Origin of the sequence: Arsenicicoccus sp. UBA6765, from assembly GCF_002453335.1 — a bacterium.
Taxonomy (GTDB): domain Bacteria; phylum Actinomycetota; class Actinomycetes; order Actinomycetales; family Dermatophilaceae; genus Arsenicicoccus; species Arsenicicoccus bolidensis.
In genome coordinates this window covers 82185-102740 of the sequence record NZ_DKGR01000053.1, presented here as the reverse complement: position 1 = coordinate 102740, position 20556 = coordinate 82185, and the positions used below count along the sequence as shown (strand labels likewise).

Below are 20556 nucleotides of genomic sequence, written 5' to 3'. Positions count from 1 at the left end.
TCTCAAACATCGGACGCTCACGACATCCCGGACCAAATGCTTGGGCCTTCGTGTCGAGGCTGTTAGTTTCCGAATCACATCTTGGGCTTCTCGGACCAGATCAATGACCTGCGGAGCGCGCTTGGCGTGTTCGGTTCCTCTACTGTAGCAGGTGTTTCTCCCGCTTCCTAATCGAGCATTTCCGCTCATCAGGACATACCGAAGTACCTTCTCGGTAGAGGTTGTCATCCGCGGGACCGGCCTACTTCGCTGCGAGGTTTCCCTGCTAGCAGTGGTGTCCGTTCCTCCCTGTCCGGGCGACATCGAGAACATTACGTGAAGGTGTCCGGGGAGACAAATCCGCTGGTCAGGACGCCGGCATACGACCAGCAGCCATGGACTTGCGCCCCCGCTTGAGCAGGGCCACCCGGCCGTGGAGGAAGTCCTGCTCCCCCAGCACGGCCTCGGGATCGGACACCTTGGCGTTGTTGACCGAGGCGCCGCCGTCCTTCAGCGCGCGGCGAGCCTCGTTGCGAGACGCCACCAGACCCACCGACACCAGCGCGTCGACCACAGTGTCCCCGGGGGACAGCTCTCCTCCAGGGAGCTCCGCCGTCGCGTCCAGCAGGGTCTGCCGGTCCAGGGCCGCGATGTCGCCCTTGCCGAAGAGGGCCTCGGACGCGGCCTGCACCGCCGCGGTCGCCTCGGGCCCGTGCACGAGCGTGGTCACGTCGGCCGCCAGCGTCCTCTGAGCCGTGCGCCGGAAGGGCTCCTCAGCGACCTGACGCTCCAGCTCGGCGATCTCGTCGCGCGTGCGGTCGGTGAAGACCTTGAGCAGCTTCACCACCGAGGCGTCCTCGACGTTGATCCAGTACTGGTAGAAGGCGTAGGGCGAGGTCATCCGCGGGTCCAGCCACACGGCGTTGCCCGCAGACTTGCCGAACTTCTCCCCCGACGAGTCGGTCAGGAGCGGCGTGGTGAGCACGTGCACCGACGCCCCCTCGACGCGACCGATGAGGTCGACGCCGGCCGTGAGGTTGCCCCACTGGTCCTGGCCGCCGGTCTGCAGGGTGCAGCCGTACTGCCGGTAGAGCTCGAGGTAGTCCAGCGCCTGCAGGATCTGGTAGCTGAACTCCGTGTAGGAGATGCCCTGGTCGGAGCTGAGCCGCGCCGCGACGGCGTCCTTCTTGAGCATCTGGTTGACCCGGAAGTGCTTGCCGTAGTCGCGCAGGAAGTCCAGGGCGGAGATCGGCGCGGTCCAGTCCAAGTTGTTGACGAAGATCGGCGGGTTGTCCGTGTCGGCCGCCAGGATCGCCCGCACCTGCACCGCGATCCGCTCCACGTCCGCGGCCGTCTGCTCCTTGGTCTTGAGCACGCGCTCGCTCGACGGGCGTGGGTCACCCACCAGCCCCGTCGACCCACCCACCAGACCGATCACCCGGTGACCAGCCCGCTGCAGGTGCCGCAGGGCGATCAGCTGCACGAGGTTGCCGAAGTGCAGGGAGGGCGCGGTCGGGTCGAAGCCGCAATACACCGTGAGCGGTCCGTCCTCGAGGGCCTGGCGCAGCTCGGCCTCGTCGGTGGACTGTGCCACCAGGCCGCGCCACTGCAGCTCGTCGAGGATGTCGGTCACGGTGCATCACTCCTTGCGTCGAGGTCCCCGCCGCCGTCGGGCGGGCCGTGACTAGCCTGCCCTATCCCTGCCGGTCGGCGTAGTCGGTGTCGAGCACCGAGTAGTAGTACTCGTCGAGCCAGCGTCCGTCGTGCTGCGTCGACTTGCGGAGCGCGGCCTCGCGGGTCATGCCGAGCCGGGCCATCAGCCGACAGGCGGCGTCGTTGCCCTCGATGGTGGTGGCGAACACCCGGTGCGCACCCAGGCCGCGGAACGCGTGGTCGAGCAGCGCCCGCCCCACCTCGGTGGCGTAGCCCCGGCGGTGGTACTTGGGGTGCAGGACCCACGAGATCTCGTAGACGTCGGGGTGCTCGTAGCGGTGGAAGACGACGTGCCCGACGACCTTGTCCTTGTCGCGACGGACCAGCGCCAGCACCGGCGGGTCGTCGCCCACCCAGCGCGACAGGAAGCGCTTGACCTGCTTGTCGGAGTAGGGATCGTCGACGTAGCGCATCACCTGCGGGTCGCCGAGGTAGCTCCGCACGGCCTTGAAGTCGTCCTGGTCGAAAGGTCGTAGCGCCAGCCGCTCCGTGCGGACGGACGCGCTGACCTGCCCGGTCCGTCGTTGGTCCTTGCTCACGCTGTCGTGCTCCTGCCTGGGGCGAGGCCCGCCGTCGATCAGTGGCGCGGCAGACGGCGCCGCACCACGGCTGGACGATACGCCGAGACGGTAGGCTCGTCCGCCAGCCAGTAGCGCCAGGGGTACGTGTCGCCGTCTCCGCCCGGGCCCGACACACCGACCCGGGGGCCGGTGCGGATCAAGCCCGCGTCAGCACCCAGTGTGCCCGGCGCCAGACGGACCGGCGCGGCGGGGTCCAGCAGGTCCAGCCCGTGGTGGCCGAGGTCCAGGCCGAGGGCCTTGGTCAGTCGCCCCGGCCCACGGGCCAGGTCGCGGGGCCGTATGCCGGGGCGTCGCTCGGTCACCTGCTCGTGACCGGCGACGACCTCCCCGGCACGCAGCAGCACGGCCGACGCCTCGCCCGTGGGCCCGCACACGACGTTGACCGCGTGGTGCATGCCGTAGGACAGGTAGACGTAGAGGTGGCCCGCCTCGCCGAACATGACGCGGGTGCGCGGCGTCGGACCACGGAAGGCGTGCGAACCGGGGTCCCGCTGACCGGCATACGCCTCGACCTCGGTGAGCCGCAGACCGACCGGGCCGTGCCACAGGACGCACCCGAGCAGGTCGGGGGCGACCTCGAGGACCGGCCGCGCGAAGAACGCGCGCGTCAGCATCAGGCGCGGACGTCCAGGGCGGATCCCGCGAACTCCCGCAGCCGCCGGGCCTGCTCGGCCACGCGGCCGCGCTGCTCGGTGACCCGCGCCGGGGCGGTCCCGCCCTTGGCGGAGCGGGACGCCAGGGACCCCTCGACCGACAGGACCGAGCGGACGTCGGGCGTCAGGTGCTCCGAGATGCCGCGCAGGTCGTCGTCGTCGAGGTCCCACAGCTCGATGCCGCGCTCCTCGCACGCGCGGACGCAGGCGCCGGCCACCTCGTGGGCGACGCGGAACGGCACGCCCTCGCGCACCAGCCACTCGGCGACGTCGGTGGCGAGCGAGAAGCCCTGGGGCGCGAGGGACTCCAGGCGGTCGTCGTGGAAGGTCAGGGTCGCGACCATGCCGCTGAAGGCCGGGAGCAGCACCTCGAGGGTGTCGACGGCGTCGAAGACCGGCTCCTTGTCCTCCTGCAGGTCGCGGTTGTAGGCGAGCGGCAGGCTCTTGAGCGTGGTCAGCAGGCCGGCCAGGTCCCCCACCAGCCGGCCGGCCTTGCCCCGCGCGAGCTCGGCGACGTCGGGGTTCTTCTTCTGCGGCATGATGCTCGAGCCCGTGGAGTAGGCGTCGTCGAGGGTGACGAAGCTGAACTCCTTGGTGGCCCAGAGGACGACCTCCTCGGCCAGCCGGGACACGTCGACGGCCGTCATGGCGCAGACGAAGGCGAACTCGGCGACGAAGTCGCGCGACGCCGTGCCGTCGATGGAGTTCTCCACGCTGGTCGCGAAGCCCAGGTCGGCGGCGACGGCCTCGGGGTCCAGGCCGAGGGAGGACCCGGCCAGGGCGCCGGCGCCGTAGGGCGAGACCGCGGTCCGGGCGTCCCAGTCGACGAACCGCTCGACGTCGCGCAGCAGGGCCCAGGCGTGGGCGAGCAGGTGGTGGGCCAGCAGCACGGGCTGGGCGTGCTGCAGGTGCGTGCGACCGGGCATGGCGGTGGTGGCGTGCGCCTCGGCCTGGGCGACGAGGGCGTCGACGACGTCGAGGACGAGGCCGGCCACGGAGCGCGCGTGGTCGCGCAGGTACATCCGGAACAGCGTCGCGACCTGGTCGTTGCGCGAGCGACCGGCCCGCAGCCGTCCGCCGACGTCGGTGCCGGCTCGCTCGATGAGCCCCCGCTCGAGCGCCGTGTGGACGTCCTCGTCGTCCTGCGCCGGCGTGAACGCCCCGGACTCCACGTCGTCCCGCAGCCGGCCCAGGGCCTCGAGCATCGCGTCGAGCGTGGCGTCGTCGAGCAGGCCCGCGCGGTGCAGGACGCGGGCGTGGGCGCGCGACCCGGCGATGTCGTAGGGCGCGAGCCGCCAGTCGAAGTGCGTCGACTTGGACAGGGCGGCGAGGGCGTCGGCCGGTCCACCGGCGAAGCGACCGCCCCACAGGCTGGTGCGCTCGGAGGTCATGCGGGTCCTCTCGGGAGGTGATGTGAGGTGATCTGAGGTGATGGCGGGGTGTTGTCGGGGTGAGGTCGACCGGATGAGGTGGACGGCGTGGCGCGTCGGGTCAGTCGTCGTTGACGCCGGCGAGGCCGAGCAGCTTGCCCGCCACGGCCTCGCCGCCGTCGGGCGCCGCGGTGATCACCAGGATGGTGTCGTCGCCCGCGATGGTGCCGATGATGTCGCCCTCGCGGGCCATGTCGATCGCCGAGGCGAGGAAGCTGGCCGCTCCCGGCGGGGTGCGCACGATGACGAGGTTGGCGGACGCGCGGGCGGAGACGAGGAGCTCCTCGCACACCTTGCGCAGCCGCCCGGACACCTCGGCCATGTCGGGTGCGATGCGGGGGGTCTGGTCGCCGCCGAGCCCGGGCAGGGCGTAGACGAGCGTGCGGCCCTGGCGGACCTTGACGGCGCCGAGGTCGACGAGGTCGCGGGAGAGCGTGGCCTGCGTGATCTCCACGCCCTCGGCCGCCAGGAGCTCGAGCAGCTCGTTCTGCGAGCGCACCGTGGTGCGGGCGAGGATGTCGGCGATCAGCTGGTGCCGGGCCCCGCGGGTCTGGGCGATCATGGAGTTCCTCCCTCGGAAGCGACGATCCCGTCCAGCACGACGGACAGGTCCGCGACGAACTCGTCCACCTCGTCCGTGGTGAGCACGAGCGGCGGCGCGAGCCGGATGGTGTCCGGGCGTACAGGGTTGACGATAGGCCCTCGGGCCTCGAGGTCCGCGGTGACCTGGGCGGACACGTCCCGCGTGAGGGCGATCGCGCGCAGCAGGCCGACGCCGCGGACCTCGCGGACCAGCGGGTGGCCGAGCCCCTCCACGGCCTCGACGAGGTGCTCGCCGGTGGCCTTGACCTGCTCGAGCAGACCGTCCCGCTCGATGGTGTCGAGGACCGCGAGGGCGGCGGCGCAGGCCAGCGGGTTGCCGCCGAAGGTCGTGCCGTGCTGGCCGGCGCCCAGCAGGCCGCTCACCTCGTCGCCGAAGGTGACGACCGCCCCGATCGGCACGCCGCCGGCGAGACCCTTGGCCAGGGTCATCACGTCCGGCCGGACGCCGTGGGCCTGGTGCGCGAACCAGAGCCCCGAGCGACCCACCCCGGACTGGATCTCGTCCAGGACCAGCAGCGCACCGGCGGCGGTGGTCACCTCGCGGGCGGCCCGCAGATAGTCGGTCGAGGCCGGTATGACGCCGGCCTCCCCCTGGATCGGCTCGAGCACGACCGCGGCCACCGTCTCGTCGACCGCCGCGCGCAGAGCCTCGACGTCGTCGTAGGGCACGAACGTGACGTCCCCGATCAGCGGCTCGAAGGGCGCGCGGTAGGCCTCCTTGTGGGTGAGGGCCAGCGCACCGGTGGTGCGCCCGTGGAAGGCTCCCTCGGCGGCGACGATGCGCGTGCGGCCGGTCCGGCGGGACAGCTTGACGACCGCCTCGATGGCCTCGGTCCCGCTGTTGCACAAGAACACCCGCGACCCCGACGGGGCGTCCGACAGCTCCAGGAGCCGCTCGCCGAGGCGCACCTGGTCGGGGGTGACGAAGAAGTTGGAGACGTGGACGAGCTCGCGGGCCGCGCGGCTGATGGCCTCGACCAGGGCCGGGTGGCCGTGCCCGAGGCTGTTGACCGCGATGCCCCCCAGCAGGTCGAGGTGCCGACCGCCGTCGGCGTCGTAGACGTAGCAGCCCTCGCCGCGGACCAGGGTGAGGCGCGGTCGCCCGAAGACGCCGAGCAGGACCTCCTGGGAGCGGTCGAGGGTGGTGGCGCCGGTCGTCATACGGTCTCCTCGGTCGGATGGTCGGCTCCGTCGGTGCCGTCAGGGTCACCGGGGTCACCGGGGTCACCGGCGGTGATCATCGTGCCGACCCCCTCGCTGGTGAAGACCTCCAGCAGCAGGGAGTGCGCCACACGGCCGTCGATCATGTGGGCCTGGGGGACGCCTCCGCGCACGGCTGCGACGCAGGCCTCGAGCTTGGGGATCATGCCGGCGTCGACCTGCGTCGCCAGCTCGGCGGCCTCGTCCACGCCCATGCGCGACACGATCGACGCGGGGTCCGGGTAGTCGAGGTAGACGCCCTCGACGTCGGTGAGGACGACGAGCTTGGTGGCCCCGAGCGCGGCGGCCAGCGCCCCCGCGGCGGTGTCGGCGTTGACGTTGAGGACCTGCCCGTCGACGTCCAGGTCGGGGGCGACGGTCGAGACGACCGGGATCCGCCCGGCATCCAGGATGTCTTGCACCGCAGCGGGATTGACGACCTCGACGTCGCCGACGAGGCCCAGGTCGACGTCCTCGCCGTCGACGACGGTGCCGCGGCGCCGAGCCCCGAACAGGTGGGCGTCCTCGCCGGACAGGCCCACCGCCAGGGGTCCGTGCTGGTTGAGCAGGCCGACGAGCTCTCGCCCGACCTGGCCCGTCAGCACCATCCGCACGACGTCCATGACCTCGGGGGTCGTGACGCGCAGGCCGCCCCGGAACTCGCTGGTCAGACCGAGCCGGTCGAGCATGGCCGCGATCTGGGGGCCGCCACCGTGGACCACGACGGGCCGCAGGCCGGCGTAGCGGAGGAAGGCGACGTCCTGGGCGAACGCGGCCTTGAGCTCGTCGTCGATCATGGCGTTGCCGCCGTACTTGACGACGACGAGCGCGCCGCGGAAGCGCTCCATCCAGGGCAGGGCCTCGACGAGGACGGAGGCCTTGGCGAGCGTCCGCGGGTGGGACTCGTGCAGGCGCGGGGTACGGGCGGCAGGTCGGGTCGTCATGTGCTGTAGGCCGAGTTCTCGTGGACGTAGTCGTGGGTCAGGTCGTTGGTCCAGATCGTGGCCTCCGCGTCGCCGGCGTGCAGGTCGACGAGGACGTGCACCGCGCGCGGGTCGAGGTCGACGAGCTCGCGCGGCTCCCCCACCCCCATGGCGCGGCAGACCTGGACCCCGTTGATCGCCACGTCGAGGAGGTAGGGGTCGAACGTCGCCCGGGTGGTGCCGACGGCGGCGAGGACACGGCCCCAGTTGGGGTCGTTGCCGAAGACCGCGCACTTGAACAGGTTGTTGCGGGCGATGGAGCGCCCGACCTCGAGGGCGTCGTCCTCGTCGGCTGCGTGCACGACCTCGATCCGGATGTCGTGGTGCGCGCCCTCGGCATCGCCGATCAGCTGTCGGGCGAGGTCCTGGCAGACCTGGGTGAGGGCTCCGGTGAGCTCGTCCTCGCCGGGCGTGACGCCGCTCGCGCCGCTCGCCAGGAGGACGACGGTGTCGTTGGTCGACTGGCAACCGTCGGAGTCGATCCGGTCGAAGGACCGTGCCGTGGCCGCCCGCAGCGCCCGGTCGAGCAGCTCCGGCTCGACCGCCGCGTCCGTGGCGAGGACGACGAGCATCGTGGCGAGCGCCGGTGCCAGCATGCCGGCGCCCTTGGCCATGCCGCCGACCGTCCAGCCGTCCCGGGAGACGGACGCCTGCTTGCTGCGGGTGTCGGTGGTCATGATCGCCTCGGCCGCGTCGGCTCCCCCGTCGGCGCCGAGCCGGCCCGCGGCGTCGTCGATCCCCGCGGCCAGCCGGTCCATGGGGAGGCGCTCGCCGATGAGGCCGGTGGAGCAGACGACGACGTCACCGGAGCTGAGGCCGAGCCGGTCGGCGACCTGCTCGGCCGTGCGGTGGGTGTCGAGGAAGCCCTCGGGGCCGGTGCAGGCGTTGGCCCCGCCGGAGTTGAGCACCACGGCGTCGACCCGGTGGTCGGCCAGGACCTGCCGGCTCCAGGTGACCGGGGCGGCCTCCACGCGGTTGCTCGTGAAGACCGCGGCGGCGGCGTGCTGCGGTCCGTCGTTGACGACGAGGGCCACGTCTGGCCGGCCGCTGGCCTTGAGTCCGGCGGTGACCCCGGCGGCGCGGAAGCCCTGGGCTGCGGTGACGCTCACGGGGCGACTCCTGCGGTCGGCAGGCCCAGGCCCTCCTGGAGCCCGAGCGCGAGGTTGGTGCACTGGACGGCGGCGCCGGCCGTGCCCTTGGTCAGGTTGTCCTCCGCCGCGACGGCCACGACGCGGCCCACCCGCTCGTCGAGGACGACCTGGACGTGGACCTGGTTGCTGCCCAGCACGTTGCTGGTCCGCGGCCACTGCCCCTCGGGCAGCACGTGCACGAACGGCTCGTCGGCGTAGCAGCGCTCCCAGGCATCGCGCACCTGGGCGGCGGTCGTGCCCGGACGGACTCGCGCGGTGCACGTGGCGAGGATGCCGCGGGGCATGGGCGCGAGGGTGGGCGTGAAGGACACGGTCACTCCGGCACCCCGGCCCGGTGACGCTCCCCGGGCCCGGGAGAGGTTCTGCTCGATCTCGGGGGTGTGCCGGTGGCTGCCGCCGACGCCGTAGGGCGACATGGCGCCCATGGCCTCGGCGCCGAGCAGGTGCGGCTTGAGGCCCTTGCCGGCGCCGCTGGTGCCGCTGGCCGCCACGACGACCACGTCGTCCCCCTCCAGGAGCCCGGCCGCGAACCCCGGTGCCAGGGCCAGCGTCGTCGCCGTCGGGTAGCAGCCGGGGACGGCCACGCGGCGCGCGGTCCTTAGCGCCTCGCGCTGGCGTGGCTGGTCGAGCCCGCCGAGGGGCAGCTCGGGCAGGCCGTAGGGCCAGGTCCCGGCGTGGTCGGAGCCGTAGAAGTCCCGCCACGCCTCGGGGTCCTCGAGGCGGAAGTCCGCGCCGCAGTCGACGACGAGCGTGCTCTCGGGCAGGGCGTCGGCGAGCTCGGCCGAGGCGCCGTGCGGCAGGGCGAGGTAGACGACGTCGTGGCGGGCGAGGAGCTCGGGGTCGGTCGGCTCGAGGCGACGCCCCGCGAGGGGGGTGAGGTGCGGGTGGACCGTGCCCAGCAGGGACCCGGCCTGGGACGCGGCGCACACGGCACCGATGTCGAGCTCTGGATGGCCGAGGAGCAGCCGGAGCAGCTCGCCCCCGGCATACCCGCTCGCTCCGGCGACGGCTACGGACAGCATTGCATGATCATACGCGAATCGGGGTGCTCATGCATGCGTGCTCCGGCGGCCGGGCAGGAGCAGGAGCAGGCCCAGCAGGACCTCGGGCGGGGCTCGGAGACGCCACGGTCAGGCGAGCGGGTCGTCCTCGCCGTAGGGCAGCAGGCCGATCGTGCGGGCCTGCTCGGACAGACCCGCCGCGGCCGCGGAGCGGAGCGACTCGACGGTGTCGGTGCCCGCGCGGACCATGCGGCCGGACCAGGCGTCGAGCTCGCCCGAGGCGAGGGCGAGCGCCAACGTCACCACGTCGGCGGGCTCGGTCCACTCGGTGCGGCCCCGGTGCTGGGGCATGGCCTCGGTCATGTCGGTCCGGACCACCCCCGGCGCGAGGTCGAAGGCGCGGATGCCCCGCTCGGAACCGGCCAGGTGCAGGCCACCGGTGATGCGGGCGAGCGCAGTCTTGGAGGCGTGGTAGGCGCTCTGGAGATCGTCCGCACGGGTCCCCGAGCCGCTGTTGAGGTTGATGACGCGCCCGCCGCCCCCGGCCAGCATGTGCGGGACGACGGCCCTGCTCATGAGGAAGGGGCCCAGGACGTTGGCGCGCTGCACGCCCCACCACGCGTCGACCTCCGCCTCCCAGAGGGGAGCCGGGGGCTCGATCACGCCGGCGTTGTTGACCAGCACGTCGACCTGCGCGTGCCGTTGCAGGAGCTGCTCGACGAACACCTGCACGAGGTCGGGCTCGGCGACGTCGAGGGCGCTCCCGACGGCGTCCAGCCCCTGGCGGGACAGCTCGTCGGCCAGCCGACGCGCGCCCTCGCCGTCACGCGAGGTGAGCTCGACGGCATACCCGGCCTCGGCGAAGCCGCGGGACAGGTGGGCCCCGATGCCGCGGGACCCTCCCGTCACGACGACGACCGGCCGCACATCAGGCTCCACGCTGGGTGGCGCCGGTCGCCGCGGCCGCCGCGGCGGTGGCCTGGTCGCGCAGCCCGCTGACCTCGGCGGTCGTGAGCGTGCGGTCGGGTGCGCGGAAGGTCAGGCGGTAGGCCAACGACCGGCGCCCGGGACCCAGCTGGTCGGACCGGAAGACGTCGAACAGCGCGACCGACTCGAGCTCGTCACCCGCGCCCTCGCGCAGCGCCTGCTCGACGCGCGCTGCCGGCACGGACTCCTCGACCACGAGCGCCACGTCGCTGTGCGCGACGGGGTAGGTCGACAGCTTGCGGGCCTCGGCCACGTGACCAGTCGCCGCCCCAACGAGCACGTCGAGGTCGAGCTCGGCGGCGCAGGTGCGCTCGGGAAGCTCCAGGGCGGCCACGACCTTGGGGTGCAGCTCCCCGGCGTGGCCGACGGTGGCGCCGTCCGCCAGCACCAGGCGCGCGCACCGGCCAGGGTGCCAGGGCGCGACGTCGTCCTGCTCGACGCGCAGGGTCACCCCGAGGGCGGTCGCGACGCCGAGCGCCACCGCCACGGCGTCGGACGCCTGCACGGGACGGGCCGCTCCCCACGGCCCGGCGGGCGTGGCGTCGCCGCAGAGGGCGATGGCCGCGTGCCACGGCTGTGCGGGGACGGCCTCGCGGATCCGGTCGAGCGTCGCGTCGTCGGGACGGGTGCCGAGCGGGGCTACCGGAGCCTGTCGCCCCTGACCGTCCGACCGGGTCACGAGCCCCAGCTCGTAGACGGAGACGTCGCGGGCGCCGCGCGAGACGTTGCGGCGCAGCACGTCGAGCAGGGTGTCCAGCACCGAGGTGCGCATGAGCGGCTGCTCGTCGTTGATCGGGTTGGCGAGACGCACCGTGCGGCGGCGCTCGTCGTCCGCGGCGTAGCGCAGGTCGTCGAAGCGCCCCTCCGCCACGAAGGGGTTGCTGAGGACCTCGACCAGACCCTGCTGCGCCAGCGTCGACGTGACCAGCCGCCGGGCACGCTGCGCCGCGGTCAGGCCGTGACCGCCGGGGGCCTGCGGCAGGACCGACGGGATCTGCGCGAAGCCGCGGACCCGGGCCACCTCCTCGACGAGGTCCGGCCCGGTGCGCAGGTCGGCCCGCCAGCTGGGCGGCGTCACCCGCACCTCGTCGCCGTCGAGCTCCTCGACCTCGCAGCCGATCTCGGCCAGCGTCCGGAGGACCTCGGCGCGCTCGAAGGTCAGCCCCACGAGCCGGGTCGGCAGGGTCACGTCGAAGCCGAACGGCTCGGGGAGCGTGATCTCGCCGACGTCGGTGACGCCCCCGTCGGCCGTGCCGCCCCCGAGCTCGACGAGCAGGCGCACGGCGAGCTCGGCCGCGGCGCCCGCCAGCGCGGGGTCCACCCCCCGCTCGAAGCGCTTGGCCGCCTCGCTCGGCAGCCGGTGCCGCCGCGCCGAGCGGGCCACGGTGACGGGGTCGAAGTGAGCCGCCTCCACGAGCACGTCGGTCGTCGAGTCGGTGACCTCGCAGTCCTCGCCACCCATGACGCCCGCGATGACCAGGGGCGTGGTGCCGCCGTCGGTGATCAGCAGGTCCTCGGGGTCGAGGACCCGCTCCACGCCGTCGAGCGTCGTCAGTCGCTCGCCGGCGCGGGCGCGGCGCACCTCGATCGAGCCCGAGAGCCGGTCGAGGTCGAAGGCGTGCAGGGGCTGGCCGAGCAGCAGCATGACGTAGTTGGTCACGTCCACGGTCAGCGAGATGGGGCGCATGCCGAGCTGGGTCAGCCGGGTCGCCATCCACGACGGCGTCGTCGCGTGCACGTCGACGCCGCGGACCGTGCGGGCGACGTAGCGGTCGCAGCCGGCGCGCCCGTGCAGCGGGGCGTCGTCGCGCAGGCGCACGGCATACCCCTGGTCGTCCGGCGCCGGGGCGGTGCGCGAGGGCTCCGCGGCCGGGTCGGTGAAGGGCACGCCGAGGCTCAGGGCCAGGTCGCGGGCGATGCCGCGCAGGCTGAAGGCGTAGCCGCGGTCGGGGGTGATGTTGACCTCGACGACCTCGTCGCCCAGGCCGAGCAGCTCGATGGCGTCGACGCCGGGCACGGCGCGGGCGAGCCGCTCGGGGTCGTCGGCCAGGTGGTCGCCCAGCACGATGATCCCGCTGTGGTCCTCACCGAGCCCCAGCTCGTCGACCGCGCACATCATGCCGTTGGAGACGTGGCCGTAGGTCTTGCGCGCGCTGATCCGGAACCCTCCGGGCAGCGTGGCGCCGGGCAGGACGACGACGACGAGGTCGCCGACCGCGAAGTTGTGCGCGCCGCAGACGATCTCCTGGTGCTTGCCCTCGGTGACCATCTGCCCGTGCTCGCCGACGTCGACGGTGCACCAGCGGATGGTCTTGCCGTTCTTCTGCGGCTCGTCGGTGTAGTCCAGGACCCGACCGACGACGAGGGGACCGGTGATATCGCCACCGTGCAGCCCCTCCTCCTCCAGGCCGACCTTGACCAGCGCGGCGGCGATCTCGGAGCCCGTCGTGGTCGCCGGCAGGGCGTCCTCGCCGACGAGCTCTCGCAGCCATGACACGGGTGCGCGCATCAGATCTCCATCCCGAACTGTGTGCTGAAGCGGACGTCTCCCTCGACGATGTCGAACATGTCGGGCACCCCGTGGCGCAGCATGACCGCGCGCTCGATGCCCATCCCGAAGGCGAACCCGGTGTAGCGGTCGGGGTCGATCCCGGCCGCCGCCAGGACGTTGCGGTTGACCATGCCGCAGCCACCCCACTCGATCCAGCCCGTGCCGCCGCAGACCCGGCAGCGCTCGTCCTGCCCCAGGCAGATCGGGCACTGGAAGTCCATCTCGGCGCTCGGCTCGGTGAAGGGGAAGAAGGACGGGCGCAGCCGGGTCGTCACGGCCGGGCCGAAGAGCTCGGCCGCGAACCGGTCGAGGGTGCCCTTGAGGTGCGCCATCGTCAGGCCCTCGGCCACGGCGAGGCCCTCGACCTGGTGGAACACGGGGGTGTGCGTCGCGTCGAGGTCGTCGGTGCGGAAGACCTTGCCCGGGCACACGATGAACAGCGGCAGGTCGCGGGTCAGCATCGCCCGCATCTGCACCGGGGAGGTGTGCGTGCGCAGGACGAGCCCCGCGTCGCTCGGCTCGACGAAGAAGGTGTCCTGCATGGCGCGGGCCGGGTGGTCGGGGGCGAAGTTGAGGGCGTCGAAGTTGAACCACTCGGCCTCGACCTCGGGCCCCTCGGCGACCTCCCACCCGAGGCCGGTGAAGATGTCCTGGACCCGCTCGATCGTGAGCGAGACGGGGTGCCGGGCGCCCAACGGGCGACGTGGCGCCACGACCGTCATGTCGAGCCGCTCGTCGACCAGCATGCGCTCGTCCCGCTCGGCCTCCAGGACGTCCTGGCGCGCCTTGAGGGCGGCACCCACCCGCCCGCGCGCCTGGCCGACGCGCTTGCCCGCCTCGGCCTTGGCCGACGGCGGCAAGGCGCCGATCTCGCGGTTGGCCAGGGCCAGCGGCGACCGGTCCCCCGCGTGCGCGAGCCGGACGGCCTTGAGCGCCTCCAGGTCGGTCGCGGCCTCGATCGCGGCCAGCGCGTCGGCGACGTTGGCGTCGACGGCTGCGGGGTCCAGGGCGCTGACCTCCACCGGGTCGTACTGCGTGTTGGGTCCAGACATCGCTCTCACTCGGATCGGGTCGGTGGCTGCGGCGGCCGGTGCGCTGCGGGCCCGTCGCCGGGCCCCGGCACGGCCCGGGCGACGACGTCCGTCATCCTAGTGGGCCGCCGCCGGGCGTCGTCGCGGCTGCTCGCAGGACGTGCTCGCAGGACGTGCTCGGCGGACGGGCTCGGACGACGGGCTCAGACGACGTGCTCAGGTGCCCCGGCGGGCAGGGTGAAGCGGAACAGCGCCCCTCCGGACGGCGCCCGGCCGACGGTGATCCGCCCGCCGTGCGCCTCGACGAGGCCCCGCACGACGTAGAGCCCGAGCCCCGTGCCGCCGCGCCGCGTCGAGTGCCAGAACCGGGTGAACACCATGGGGTAGTTCTCCTCCGGGATGCCGTCACCCTCGTCGGACACCGCCACGACCAGCTCGGGGCGCTCTCCGCCGCGCTCCCCGCCGGGCTCGACCCCTGCCTCGACACTCGGCTGCAGGTCGACGGTGACCGTGCCCGCCCCGTGGCGTACGGCGTTCTCGACGAGGTTGGCCATGACCTGCTCGATCCGGTCGGGGTCCGCCCACACCTCGGGCAGCGTCCCGTGGACCCGGATGGCGAACCTCTCCTGGGGATGACCGGCCGCGACGAGACCGTCGACGTGGCGGTCGAGCAGCCGCGGCAGGTCGACCGGTTGCCGGCGCAGCTCGAGTCGCCCGCTGTCGATGCGGGACACGTCCAACAGCTCAGCGACCAGCCGGGTGATGCGGTCGGTGTCGGCCTCGATGGTCTCGAGCATGAGGCGCTTCTGGTCGTCGGAGAACCGGTCCCAGCGCCGCAGCAGCGTGGACGTGAAGCCCTTGACGCTGGTCAGCGGCGACCGCAGCTCGTGGGCCACGGTGGAGATGAGCGCCGAGGTCTTCTGCTCGGCCCGTCGACGCGCCTTGGCGTCGCGCAGCGTGATGATCACCTGCTGCACCGGCCCGCGCGGGACGTGGCGCACCAGCGACGCGGTGAGGAAGACCTCGTGACCACCGGGCAGGACAAGCAGCGTCTCGGTGATGCGGGTGCGGGTCGCGAGCCCGCCGAAGGGATCGGCGCAGGTCCACCAGCTGCGGCCCTCGAGGTCCTGCAGCGGCACGGCCTGCCGGGCGTCCATGCCGGCCAGCGTCTCGGCCGCAGCACCGAGGAGGCCGGCGGCACGGGTGTTGAGGGACTGCACGCACCCGTCGGCATCGATCACGAGGACCCCGTCGGGCAGCGCGTCGAGGTCGCACCCGCACCGACAGCCACCGATCCGGGGCTCCGCAGGGCGCGAATCCTCCAGCCGTGCGATGTCGGTCGTCATAGAAGAACCATAGTCAGGCGGGGACCAGCCTCCACCCGAACGGCCTAGACAGATCGGCCTGCGTGGAGCATCCGCGCCGAGGCGTACAGACAAACCGTTGCAGCCATGGCGAGGTTGAGCGACTCGGCATGGCCGTGGATGGGCAGGCGCACCACGTCGTCGCACAGGGCCCGGGTCTCGGGTGGCATGCCCCACGCCTCGTTGCCCATCACCCACGCGTGCGGCCGGGCGAGCCGCCGCTCCACCGTCTCGTCGGTGAGCAGCTGGTCCCCGTGCCCGTCGGCGGCCAGCAGTCGTATGCCGCTCCCCCGCACCGCCTCGAGGGCCTCCTCGACGCCCACCCCCGTCACGACCGGCAGGTGGAACAACGAGCCGACCGTGGAGCGGACGACCTTGGGGTTGTAGACGTCGACGCTCGCCTCGCTCACGATGACCGCGTCGGCGCCGACGGCGTCCGCGCCGCGCAGGACCGTGCCGGCGTTGCCGGGGTCACGCACGTGCGTGAGCACGCACAGCAGACGGGGCCCTCGGGCCAGGACGGACTCCAGCGACACGTCGAGGTGACGGCACACGGCCACCATCCCCTGAGGGGCCTGGGTGTCCCCCATCGCGGCGAGGACCTCGTCGGTGACCTCGTGGACGGGCAGGCCCGCGTCGCGCGCGTCCTTGAGGATCGGCTCGTGCCGGGCGAGAGCGGCGGTCGTGACATAGACGTCGCGCACGACGTCCGGGCGGAAGGCCACCGCCTCGCGGACCGCCTGCGGTCCCTCGGCCAGGAAGGCCTGCTCGCGCTCGCGCACGGACCGGCGCGCGAGGGCCCGCATCGCGCGGACCCGCTCGGACCGCACGTTGCTCATCACGGCGCGCCCGTGGGGGCGACCACGGCTGTGGTCGCCCCCACGGGAACGGTGCGCGTCAGGACCGGTGGACGGCATACGGGCCGATCGATCCGATGATCCGGCTGGTCCGACTGATCTGCTGATCGCTCGGATCAGGCGGCGTCGGTCGCGGCCTGGGCCGGGACGTTGGCCTTGGCGATCTCGACGAGCGCCGCGAAGGCGGCGGCGTCGTTGACGGCCAGCTCGGCCAGCATGCGACGGTCGACCTCGACGCCCGAGGCCTTGAGGCCCTGGACGAAGCGGTTGTAGGTCATGCCGTTGGCGCGGGCCGCGGCGTTGATGCGCTGGATCCACAGGCGACGGAAGTCACCCTTGCGGGCGCGGCGGTCGCGGTAGGCGTACCCGAGGGAGTGGGTCACCTGCTCCTTGGCCTTGCGGTAGAGACGGGACCGCTGACCGCGGTAACCGCTCGCGCGCTCGAGGACGACCCGGCGCTTCTTCTGGGCGTTGACTGCCCGCTTCACGCGTGCCACGTGAGTACTCCTTAGCTAAGACTGAACAGGGGAAAGGGGCTCACTTGCCCAGGAGACGCTTGATCTTCTTCTCGTCGGCCTTGGCGACGACGACGTCAGGCACCAGGCGGCGCGTCTGACGCTTGGCGCGCTCCTCGAACTTGTGCACGTGGTGCGCACGCTCGCGCATGACCTTGCCGGAGCCGGTCAGGCGGAACCGCTTCTTGGCACCGGAGTGCGTCTTGTTCTTCGGCATGGTGGCCGATCTCCTCTAACTCGTTGTGCGGGCGGGGAAAAAAGATGGGTGGAGGCGAGGCGCCTCACTCAGGACGGGCGGCCTCTGCGACCTCGGCCGCGGGCGCTTGAGCCTCGGTCTCGTCCGGCTGAGCCTCGTGCGGCTCGTCGTCGTGGCGGGAGGCGTCCTCGCGGCGCTTGCGCTGCTCCGCCTTGGCGTCCGCCTTCTTCTTGGTCGGGCCCAGCACCATGACCATGTTGCGGCCGTCCTGCTTGGGTGCGGACTCGACGAAGCCGAGCTCGGACACGTCCTCGGCGAGGCGCTGCAGCAGCCGGAAGCCCAGCTCGGGCTTGGACTGCTCGCGACCGCGGAACATGATGGTCACCTTGACCTTGTCACCGCCGTTGAGGAACCGGACGACGTGGCCCTTCTTGGTGCCGTAGTCGTGCGGGTCGATCTTGGGACGGAGCTTGATCTCCTTGATGACCGTGTTGACCTGGTTCTTGCGGGCTTCACGGGCCTTCTGCGCTGCTTCGTACTTGAACTTGCCGAAGTCCATGAGCTTGGCGACCGGAGGCTTGGCCATGGGGGCCACCTCGACGAGGTCGAGGTCCGCCTCGGCTGCCAGGCGCAGGGCATCCTCCACGCGGACGATGCCGACCTGCTCGCCGTTGGGTCCAACCAAGCGCACCTCGGGGACCCGGATGCGCTCATTGATACGAGGCTCGCTGATGTGATGCTCCTTAAGTCGTCCGTGCCGGGACCGCGGCCGGAGATGCCGAAAGGCCCCTCGCGACCAGCACGAGGAGCCTTGGGTTTCCGCACAGACACCTGGGCAGGACGTCACCTTGGTGGGAGACGCACCGACGGTCGACGAGGAGACCTCGACGACTGCCGCACCTGCGACAGGACCTAGGACCCGGCTGCCTGCTGCTCGACTGGCGTCGATCGGTCGGCTGCGCGGGTGGAAGCGGGGCTTCTCTTGCACGTGGCACCCACGAGGGTGCCACCGGTCAGGGATCAAGGTTACCAGGTGGGCCGCACCGACCCTAATCGCGGGCGGGCGAGGGTCGCCGGGAGCGAGAACCCGCCCATGTGAACATCGCGTGACGGGAGCCGTCCCGCCTTGCCCGCCGCTGGTGGCCGGGCAGAGGGTGGACGGAGCGACGCTACGAGGAGGACGAGAGACGATGACGACCCAGCCGAGCCAGCCGAGCCAGCCGAGCCCGGGAGTACGTCCCGAGCTCACCCCCGCCGCCCCCCTGACGGAGGAGGTCCGCGACCGGCTCGCCCACCCGGACGAGGCCGAGCTCGCCGCCCTGGACGCCTGGTGGCGCGCCGACAACTACCTCACGGTGGGCCAGATCTACCTCCAGGCCAATCCCCTGCTGCGGGAGCCGCTCTCCCCCGAGCACATCAAGCCGCGGCTCCTCGGTCACTGGGGCACCTCGCCTGGCCTCGCGTTCGTCTACGCCCACGCGTCCCGGCTCGTGCGGCACACCGGCCAGCAGCTGATCTACCTCGCCGGCCCCGGCCACGGTGGTCCCGCGCTCGTGGGCGCCGCCTACCTCGAGGGCGAGTACACCGAGACCTTCCCGGACATCACGCAGGACGTCGAGGGGCTGCGGCGGTTCTTCCGGCAGTTCTCGGCGCCCGGCGGCATCCCCTCGCACGCCTCCGTGACGACGCCGGGCTCGATCCACGAGGGTGGAGAGCTTGGCTACGCCCTCATCCACGCGTTCGGCGCGGTGATGGACAACCCGGACCTGGTGGCGCTGACGGTCGTCGGTGACGGCGAGGCCGAGACCGGTCCGCTCGAGGGCTCCTGGAAGGGCATCTCCTTCCTCAACCCCGCCCGGGACGGCGCGGTGCTGCCGGTCCTGCACCTCAACGGCGCCAAGATCGCCGGCCCGACGGTGCTCGCCCGCAAGGACCCGGAGGAGGTCCGGCAGCTCTTCCGTGGGCACGGCTACGAGGTCCTGGAGGTCGAGGGCGACGACCTCCCCGGCATGCACCAGCGGTTCGCCGAGACGTTGGCGACGGCATACGGCCTAATCAGGGACATCCAGGACCGGGCGCGCGCGGGAGAGGCCCCGACGACCAGGCCGCGCTGGCCCATGATCGTCCTGCGCTCCCCCAAGGGCTGGACCGGTCCGCACGAGGTGGACGGCACGCTGATCGAGGGCACCTGGCGGGCCCACCAGGTGCCGCTGTCCGGGGTCGAGGACGACCCGGACCACCTGCGGCTGCTCGAGGAGTGGCTGCGCAGCTATCGCCCCGAGGAGCTCTTCGACGAGGCCGGGGCGCCCACGGAGCTGGTGACGCGCAACAACCCCGCCGGGCTGCTGCGGATGAGCGCGAGCCCCCACGCCAACGGCGGCCTGCTCACGCAGGACCTGGACCTGCCCGACGTGCGCGACTTCGAGATCGACGTGCCCGCGCCCGCGGTCGTGCGGCACGAGTCGACGCGGGTCCTCGGCGAGCTCATGAAGGCCCTCTACGAGCGCAACCCCCGCACGTTCCGGCTGTTCTGCCCCGACGAGACCAACAGCAACCGGATCGGCGCCGTCTTCGACGTCTCGGACCGGATGACGATGGAGCGGGTCACCGAGGACGACGTGAAGCTCTCGGCCGACGGGCGCGTGATGGAGGTGCTGTCCGAGCACAACTGCCACGGGTGGCTGGAGGGCTACACGCTCACCGGGCGGCACGGGCTGTTCGCGACCTACGAGGCGTTCGCGATGGTCAGCGCCTCGCAGACGATCCAGCACTGCAAGTGGCTCGAGGAGGCGCACCACCTGGACTGGCGGGCCGACATCCCCAGCCTCAACATCCTGCTGAGCTCGACCGCGTGGCGCAACGACCACAACGGCTTCAGCCACCAGGGTCCCGGCCTGATCCAGAACGTCCTGCAGATGCGCGGGGACGTCGCCCGGATCTATCTGCCCGCCGACGCCAACACCCTCCTGGCCGTCTCGGACCACTGCTTCCGCTCGCGGTCGCACGTCAACCTGATCGTGCAGGACAAGCAGCCGCAGCTGCAGTACCTCACCCTCGACGAGGCCCGGGAGCACTGCGAGCGCGGCGCCTCGATCTGGGACTGGGCGGGCAACGAGCTCGACTCGCGCGAGGAGCCGGACGTCGTGCTCGCCTGCGCCGGCGACGTCGTCACCATGGAGACGGTCGCCGCCGCGCAGATCCTGCGCGAGCGGCTGCCCGAGCTGTCGGTGCGCGTCGTCAACGTCGTCAACCTCATGACGCTGGCGCGGCGCAAGGACCACCCCAACGGGATGTCGGACATGTTCTTCGAGGAGCTGTTCACCACCTGGCAGGACGTGGTCTTCAGCTTCCACGGCTACCCGGGGGCCATCCACCAGCTCGTGCACGGCCGCAACGACGCCGACCGGTTCCACGTGCGCGGGTTCATCGAGCAGGGCACGACCACCACGCCGTTCGACATGGTCGTGCGCAACCAGGCGTCGCGCTACCACCTCGTGATGGACGCGCTCAACAACTCCCAGCGGCACCCGCGCGGCTCCGCCGAGCTCAAGGCCTGGTGCGAGGCGCAGCTGGACCGGCACGAGGAGTACATCCGCGAGCACCTGCAGGACATGCCCGAGGTGCGCGACTGGGTAGCCCAGGACCCGGGCTCGGAGGTCAGCGGGCGGCCGGTCGAGGCCTGAGGACGGTCGTCGCGACGGACCCGAGGCACCCCGAGCGCGAGAGGCGCCCGACCCCGCGTGGGGTCGGGCGCCTCGCCA

At 72.4% G+C, this 20556-nt stretch carries 18 protein-coding genes; 1 reads left to right on the top strand and 17 read right to left on the bottom strand.

All coding sequences use genetic code 11. The features are described 5' to 3' along the window. Positions 1-346: 346 nt before the first annotated feature. The 17 genes from tyrS to infC form a co-directional block, all read right to left on the bottom strand. Entirely contained in the window at positions 347-1612 is a 1266-nt protein-coding gene (gene tyrS / locus B4K29_RS14505) for a tyrosine--tRNA ligase (protein WP_286967887.1), read from the bottom strand. 61 nt (positions 1613-1673) lie between these two features. Beyond that, the gene (locus B4K29_RS14500; RefSeq protein ID WP_029211399.1) at positions 1674-2231 is read right to left on the bottom strand and encodes a GNAT family N-acetyltransferase; all 558 of its coding nucleotides are present in this window, start codon (positions 2229-2231) and stop codon (positions 1674-1676) included. 38 nt (positions 2232-2269) lie between these two features. Then, on the bottom strand, positions 2270-2887 hold the full coding sequence (locus B4K29_RS14495; protein WP_029211400.1) for a DNA-3-methyladenine glycosylase: 618 nt from the start codon (positions 2885-2887) through the stop codon (positions 2270-2272). After that, positions 2887-4317 (bottom strand): argininosuccinate lyase, encoded by a 1431-nt coding sequence (argH, locus tag B4K29_RS14490; RefSeq protein WP_286967885.1) that lies wholly within the window; start codon positions 4315-4317, stop codon positions 2887-2889. Before argH ends, B4K29_RS14495 begins: the two co-directional genes overlap by 1 nt. Before the next feature lie 100 nt (positions 4318-4417). Next, positions 4418-4918 carry an arginine repressor gene (gene argR / locus B4K29_RS14485; RefSeq protein WP_286967882.1) on the bottom strand — a complete coding sequence of 167 codons (501 nt, stop codon included), beginning with the start codon at positions 4916-4918 and terminating at the stop codon, positions 4418-4420. After that, positions 4915-6120 (bottom strand): acetylornithine transaminase, encoded by a 1206-nt coding sequence (locus B4K29_RS14480; RefSeq protein WP_239265836.1) that lies wholly within the window; start codon positions 6118-6120, stop codon positions 4915-4917. Before B4K29_RS14480 ends, argR begins: the two co-directional genes overlap by 4 nt. Continuing rightward, a complete protein-coding gene (argB, locus tag B4K29_RS14475) occupies positions 6117-7103 on the bottom strand; it encodes an acetylglutamate kinase (protein ID WP_376783742.1) in 987 nt (328 codons plus the stop codon). The genes B4K29_RS14480 and argB overlap by 4 nt, the downstream gene beginning before the upstream one ends. Next, a complete protein-coding gene (argJ, locus tag B4K29_RS14470; protein ID WP_286958630.1) occupies positions 7100-8251 on the bottom strand; it encodes a bifunctional glutamate N-acetyltransferase/amino-acid acetyltransferase ArgJ in 1152 nt (383 codons plus the stop codon). The genes argB and argJ overlap by 4 nt, the downstream gene beginning before the upstream one ends. Further along, positions 8248-9315, bottom strand: a complete 1068-nt coding sequence (gene argC / locus B4K29_RS14465) for an N-acetyl-gamma-glutamyl-phosphate reductase (RefSeq protein ID WP_286967878.1) — start codon at positions 9313-9315, stop codon at positions 8248-8250. The genes argJ and argC overlap by 4 nt, the downstream gene beginning before the upstream one ends. A gap of 108 nt (positions 9316-9423) precedes the next feature. Continuing rightward, the gene (locus B4K29_RS14460) at positions 9424-10221 is read right to left on the bottom strand and encodes an SDR family NAD(P)-dependent oxidoreductase (protein WP_286958628.1); all 798 of its coding nucleotides are present in this window, start codon (positions 10219-10221) and stop codon (positions 9424-9426) included. Between the two features lies 1 nt (position 10222). Further along, positions 10223-12790: a phenylalanine--tRNA ligase subunit beta gene (gene pheT / locus B4K29_RS14455; RefSeq protein WP_286967876.1), complete on the bottom strand. Its 2568-nt coding sequence runs from the start codon at positions 12788-12790 to the stop codon at positions 10223-10225. After that, on the bottom strand, positions 12790-13884 hold the full coding sequence (gene pheS / locus B4K29_RS14450) for a phenylalanine--tRNA ligase subunit alpha (protein WP_286967874.1): 1095 nt from the start codon (positions 13882-13884) through the stop codon (positions 12790-12792). The genes pheT and pheS overlap by 1 nt, the downstream gene beginning before the upstream one ends. A 182-nt stretch (positions 13885-14066) precedes the next feature. Next, complete coding sequence (locus tag B4K29_RS14445; RefSeq protein WP_286967872.1) at positions 14067-15209, bottom strand: ATP-binding protein; 1143 nt, start codon at positions 15207-15209, stop codon at positions 14067-14069. Positions 15210-15253: 44 nt separating this feature from the next. Next, a complete protein-coding gene (locus tag B4K29_RS14440) occupies positions 15254-16069 on the bottom strand; it encodes a TrmH family RNA methyltransferase (RefSeq protein WP_286967870.1) in 816 nt (271 codons plus the stop codon). A gap of 131 nt (positions 16070-16200) precedes the next feature. After that, positions 16201-16581 carry a 50S ribosomal protein L20 gene (gene rplT / locus B4K29_RS14435; protein WP_019287234.1) on the bottom strand — a complete coding sequence of 127 codons (381 nt, stop codon included), beginning with the start codon at positions 16579-16581 and terminating at the stop codon, positions 16201-16203. 40 nt (positions 16582-16621) lie between these two features. Then, positions 16622-16816, bottom strand: coding sequence for a 50S ribosomal protein L35 (rpmI, locus tag B4K29_RS14430; protein WP_019287233.1), 195 nt, complete (start codon positions 16814-16816; stop codon positions 16622-16624). 64 nt (positions 16817-16880) lie between these two features. Further along, the gene (infC, locus tag B4K29_RS14425; RefSeq protein ID WP_019287232.1) at positions 16881-17486 is read right to left on the bottom strand and encodes a translation initiation factor IF-3; all 606 of its coding nucleotides are present in this window, start codon (positions 17484-17486) and stop codon (positions 16881-16883) included. A 499-nt stretch (positions 17487-17985) separates the two neighbouring features. Between infC and B4K29_RS14420 the strand changes: the two genes are divergently transcribed. Continuing rightward, complete coding sequence (locus B4K29_RS14420; RefSeq protein ID WP_286967868.1) at positions 17986-20478, top strand: phosphoketolase family protein; 2493 nt, start codon at positions 17986-17988, stop codon at positions 20476-20478. Positions 20479-20556: the final 78 nt, after the last annotated feature.

Excerpts from the sequence above, each read along its gene's own strand:
- B4K29_RS14495 (WP_029211400.1), bottom strand. The coding sequence starts at position 2,887 with ATGCTGACGCGCGCGTTCTTCGCGCGGCCGGTCCTCGAGGTCGCCCCC.
- argH (WP_286967885.1), bottom strand. The coding sequence starts at position 4,317 with ATGACCTCCGAGCGCACCAGCCTGTGGGGCGGTCGCTTCGCCGGTGGA.
- argR (WP_286967882.1), bottom strand. The coding sequence starts at position 4,918 with ATGATCGCCCAGACCCGCGGGGCCCGGCACCAGCTGATCGCCGACATC.
- B4K29_RS14480 (WP_239265836.1), bottom strand. The coding sequence starts at position 6,120 with ATGACGACCGGCGCCACCACCCTCGACCGCTCCCAGGAGGTCCTGCTC.
- argB (WP_376783742.1), bottom strand. The coding sequence starts at position 7,103 with ATGACGACCCGACCTGCCGCCCGTACCCCGCGCCTGCACGAGTCCCAC.
- argC (WP_286967878.1), bottom strand. The coding sequence starts at position 9,315 with ATGCTGTCCGTAGCCGTCGCCGGAGCGAGCGGGTATGCCGGGGGCGAG.
- pheT (WP_286967876.1), bottom strand. The coding sequence starts at position 12,790 with ATGCGCGCACCCGTGTCATGGCTGCGAGAGCTCGTCGGCGAGGACGCC.
- pheS (WP_286967874.1), bottom strand. The coding sequence starts at position 13,884 with ATGTCTGGACCCAACACGCAGTACGACCCGGTGGAGGTCAGCGCCCTG.
- B4K29_RS14445 (WP_286967872.1), bottom strand. The coding sequence starts at position 15,209 with ATGACGACCGACATCGCACGGCTGGAGGATTCGCGCCCTGCGGAGCCC.
- rpmI (WP_019287233.1), bottom strand. The coding sequence starts at position 16,816 with ATGCCGAAGAACAAGACGCACTCCGGTGCCAAGAAGCGGTTCCGCCTG.
- B4K29_RS14420 (WP_286967868.1), top strand. The coding sequence starts at position 17,986 with ATGACGACCCAGCCGAGCCAGCCGAGCCAGCCGAGCCCGGGAGTACGT.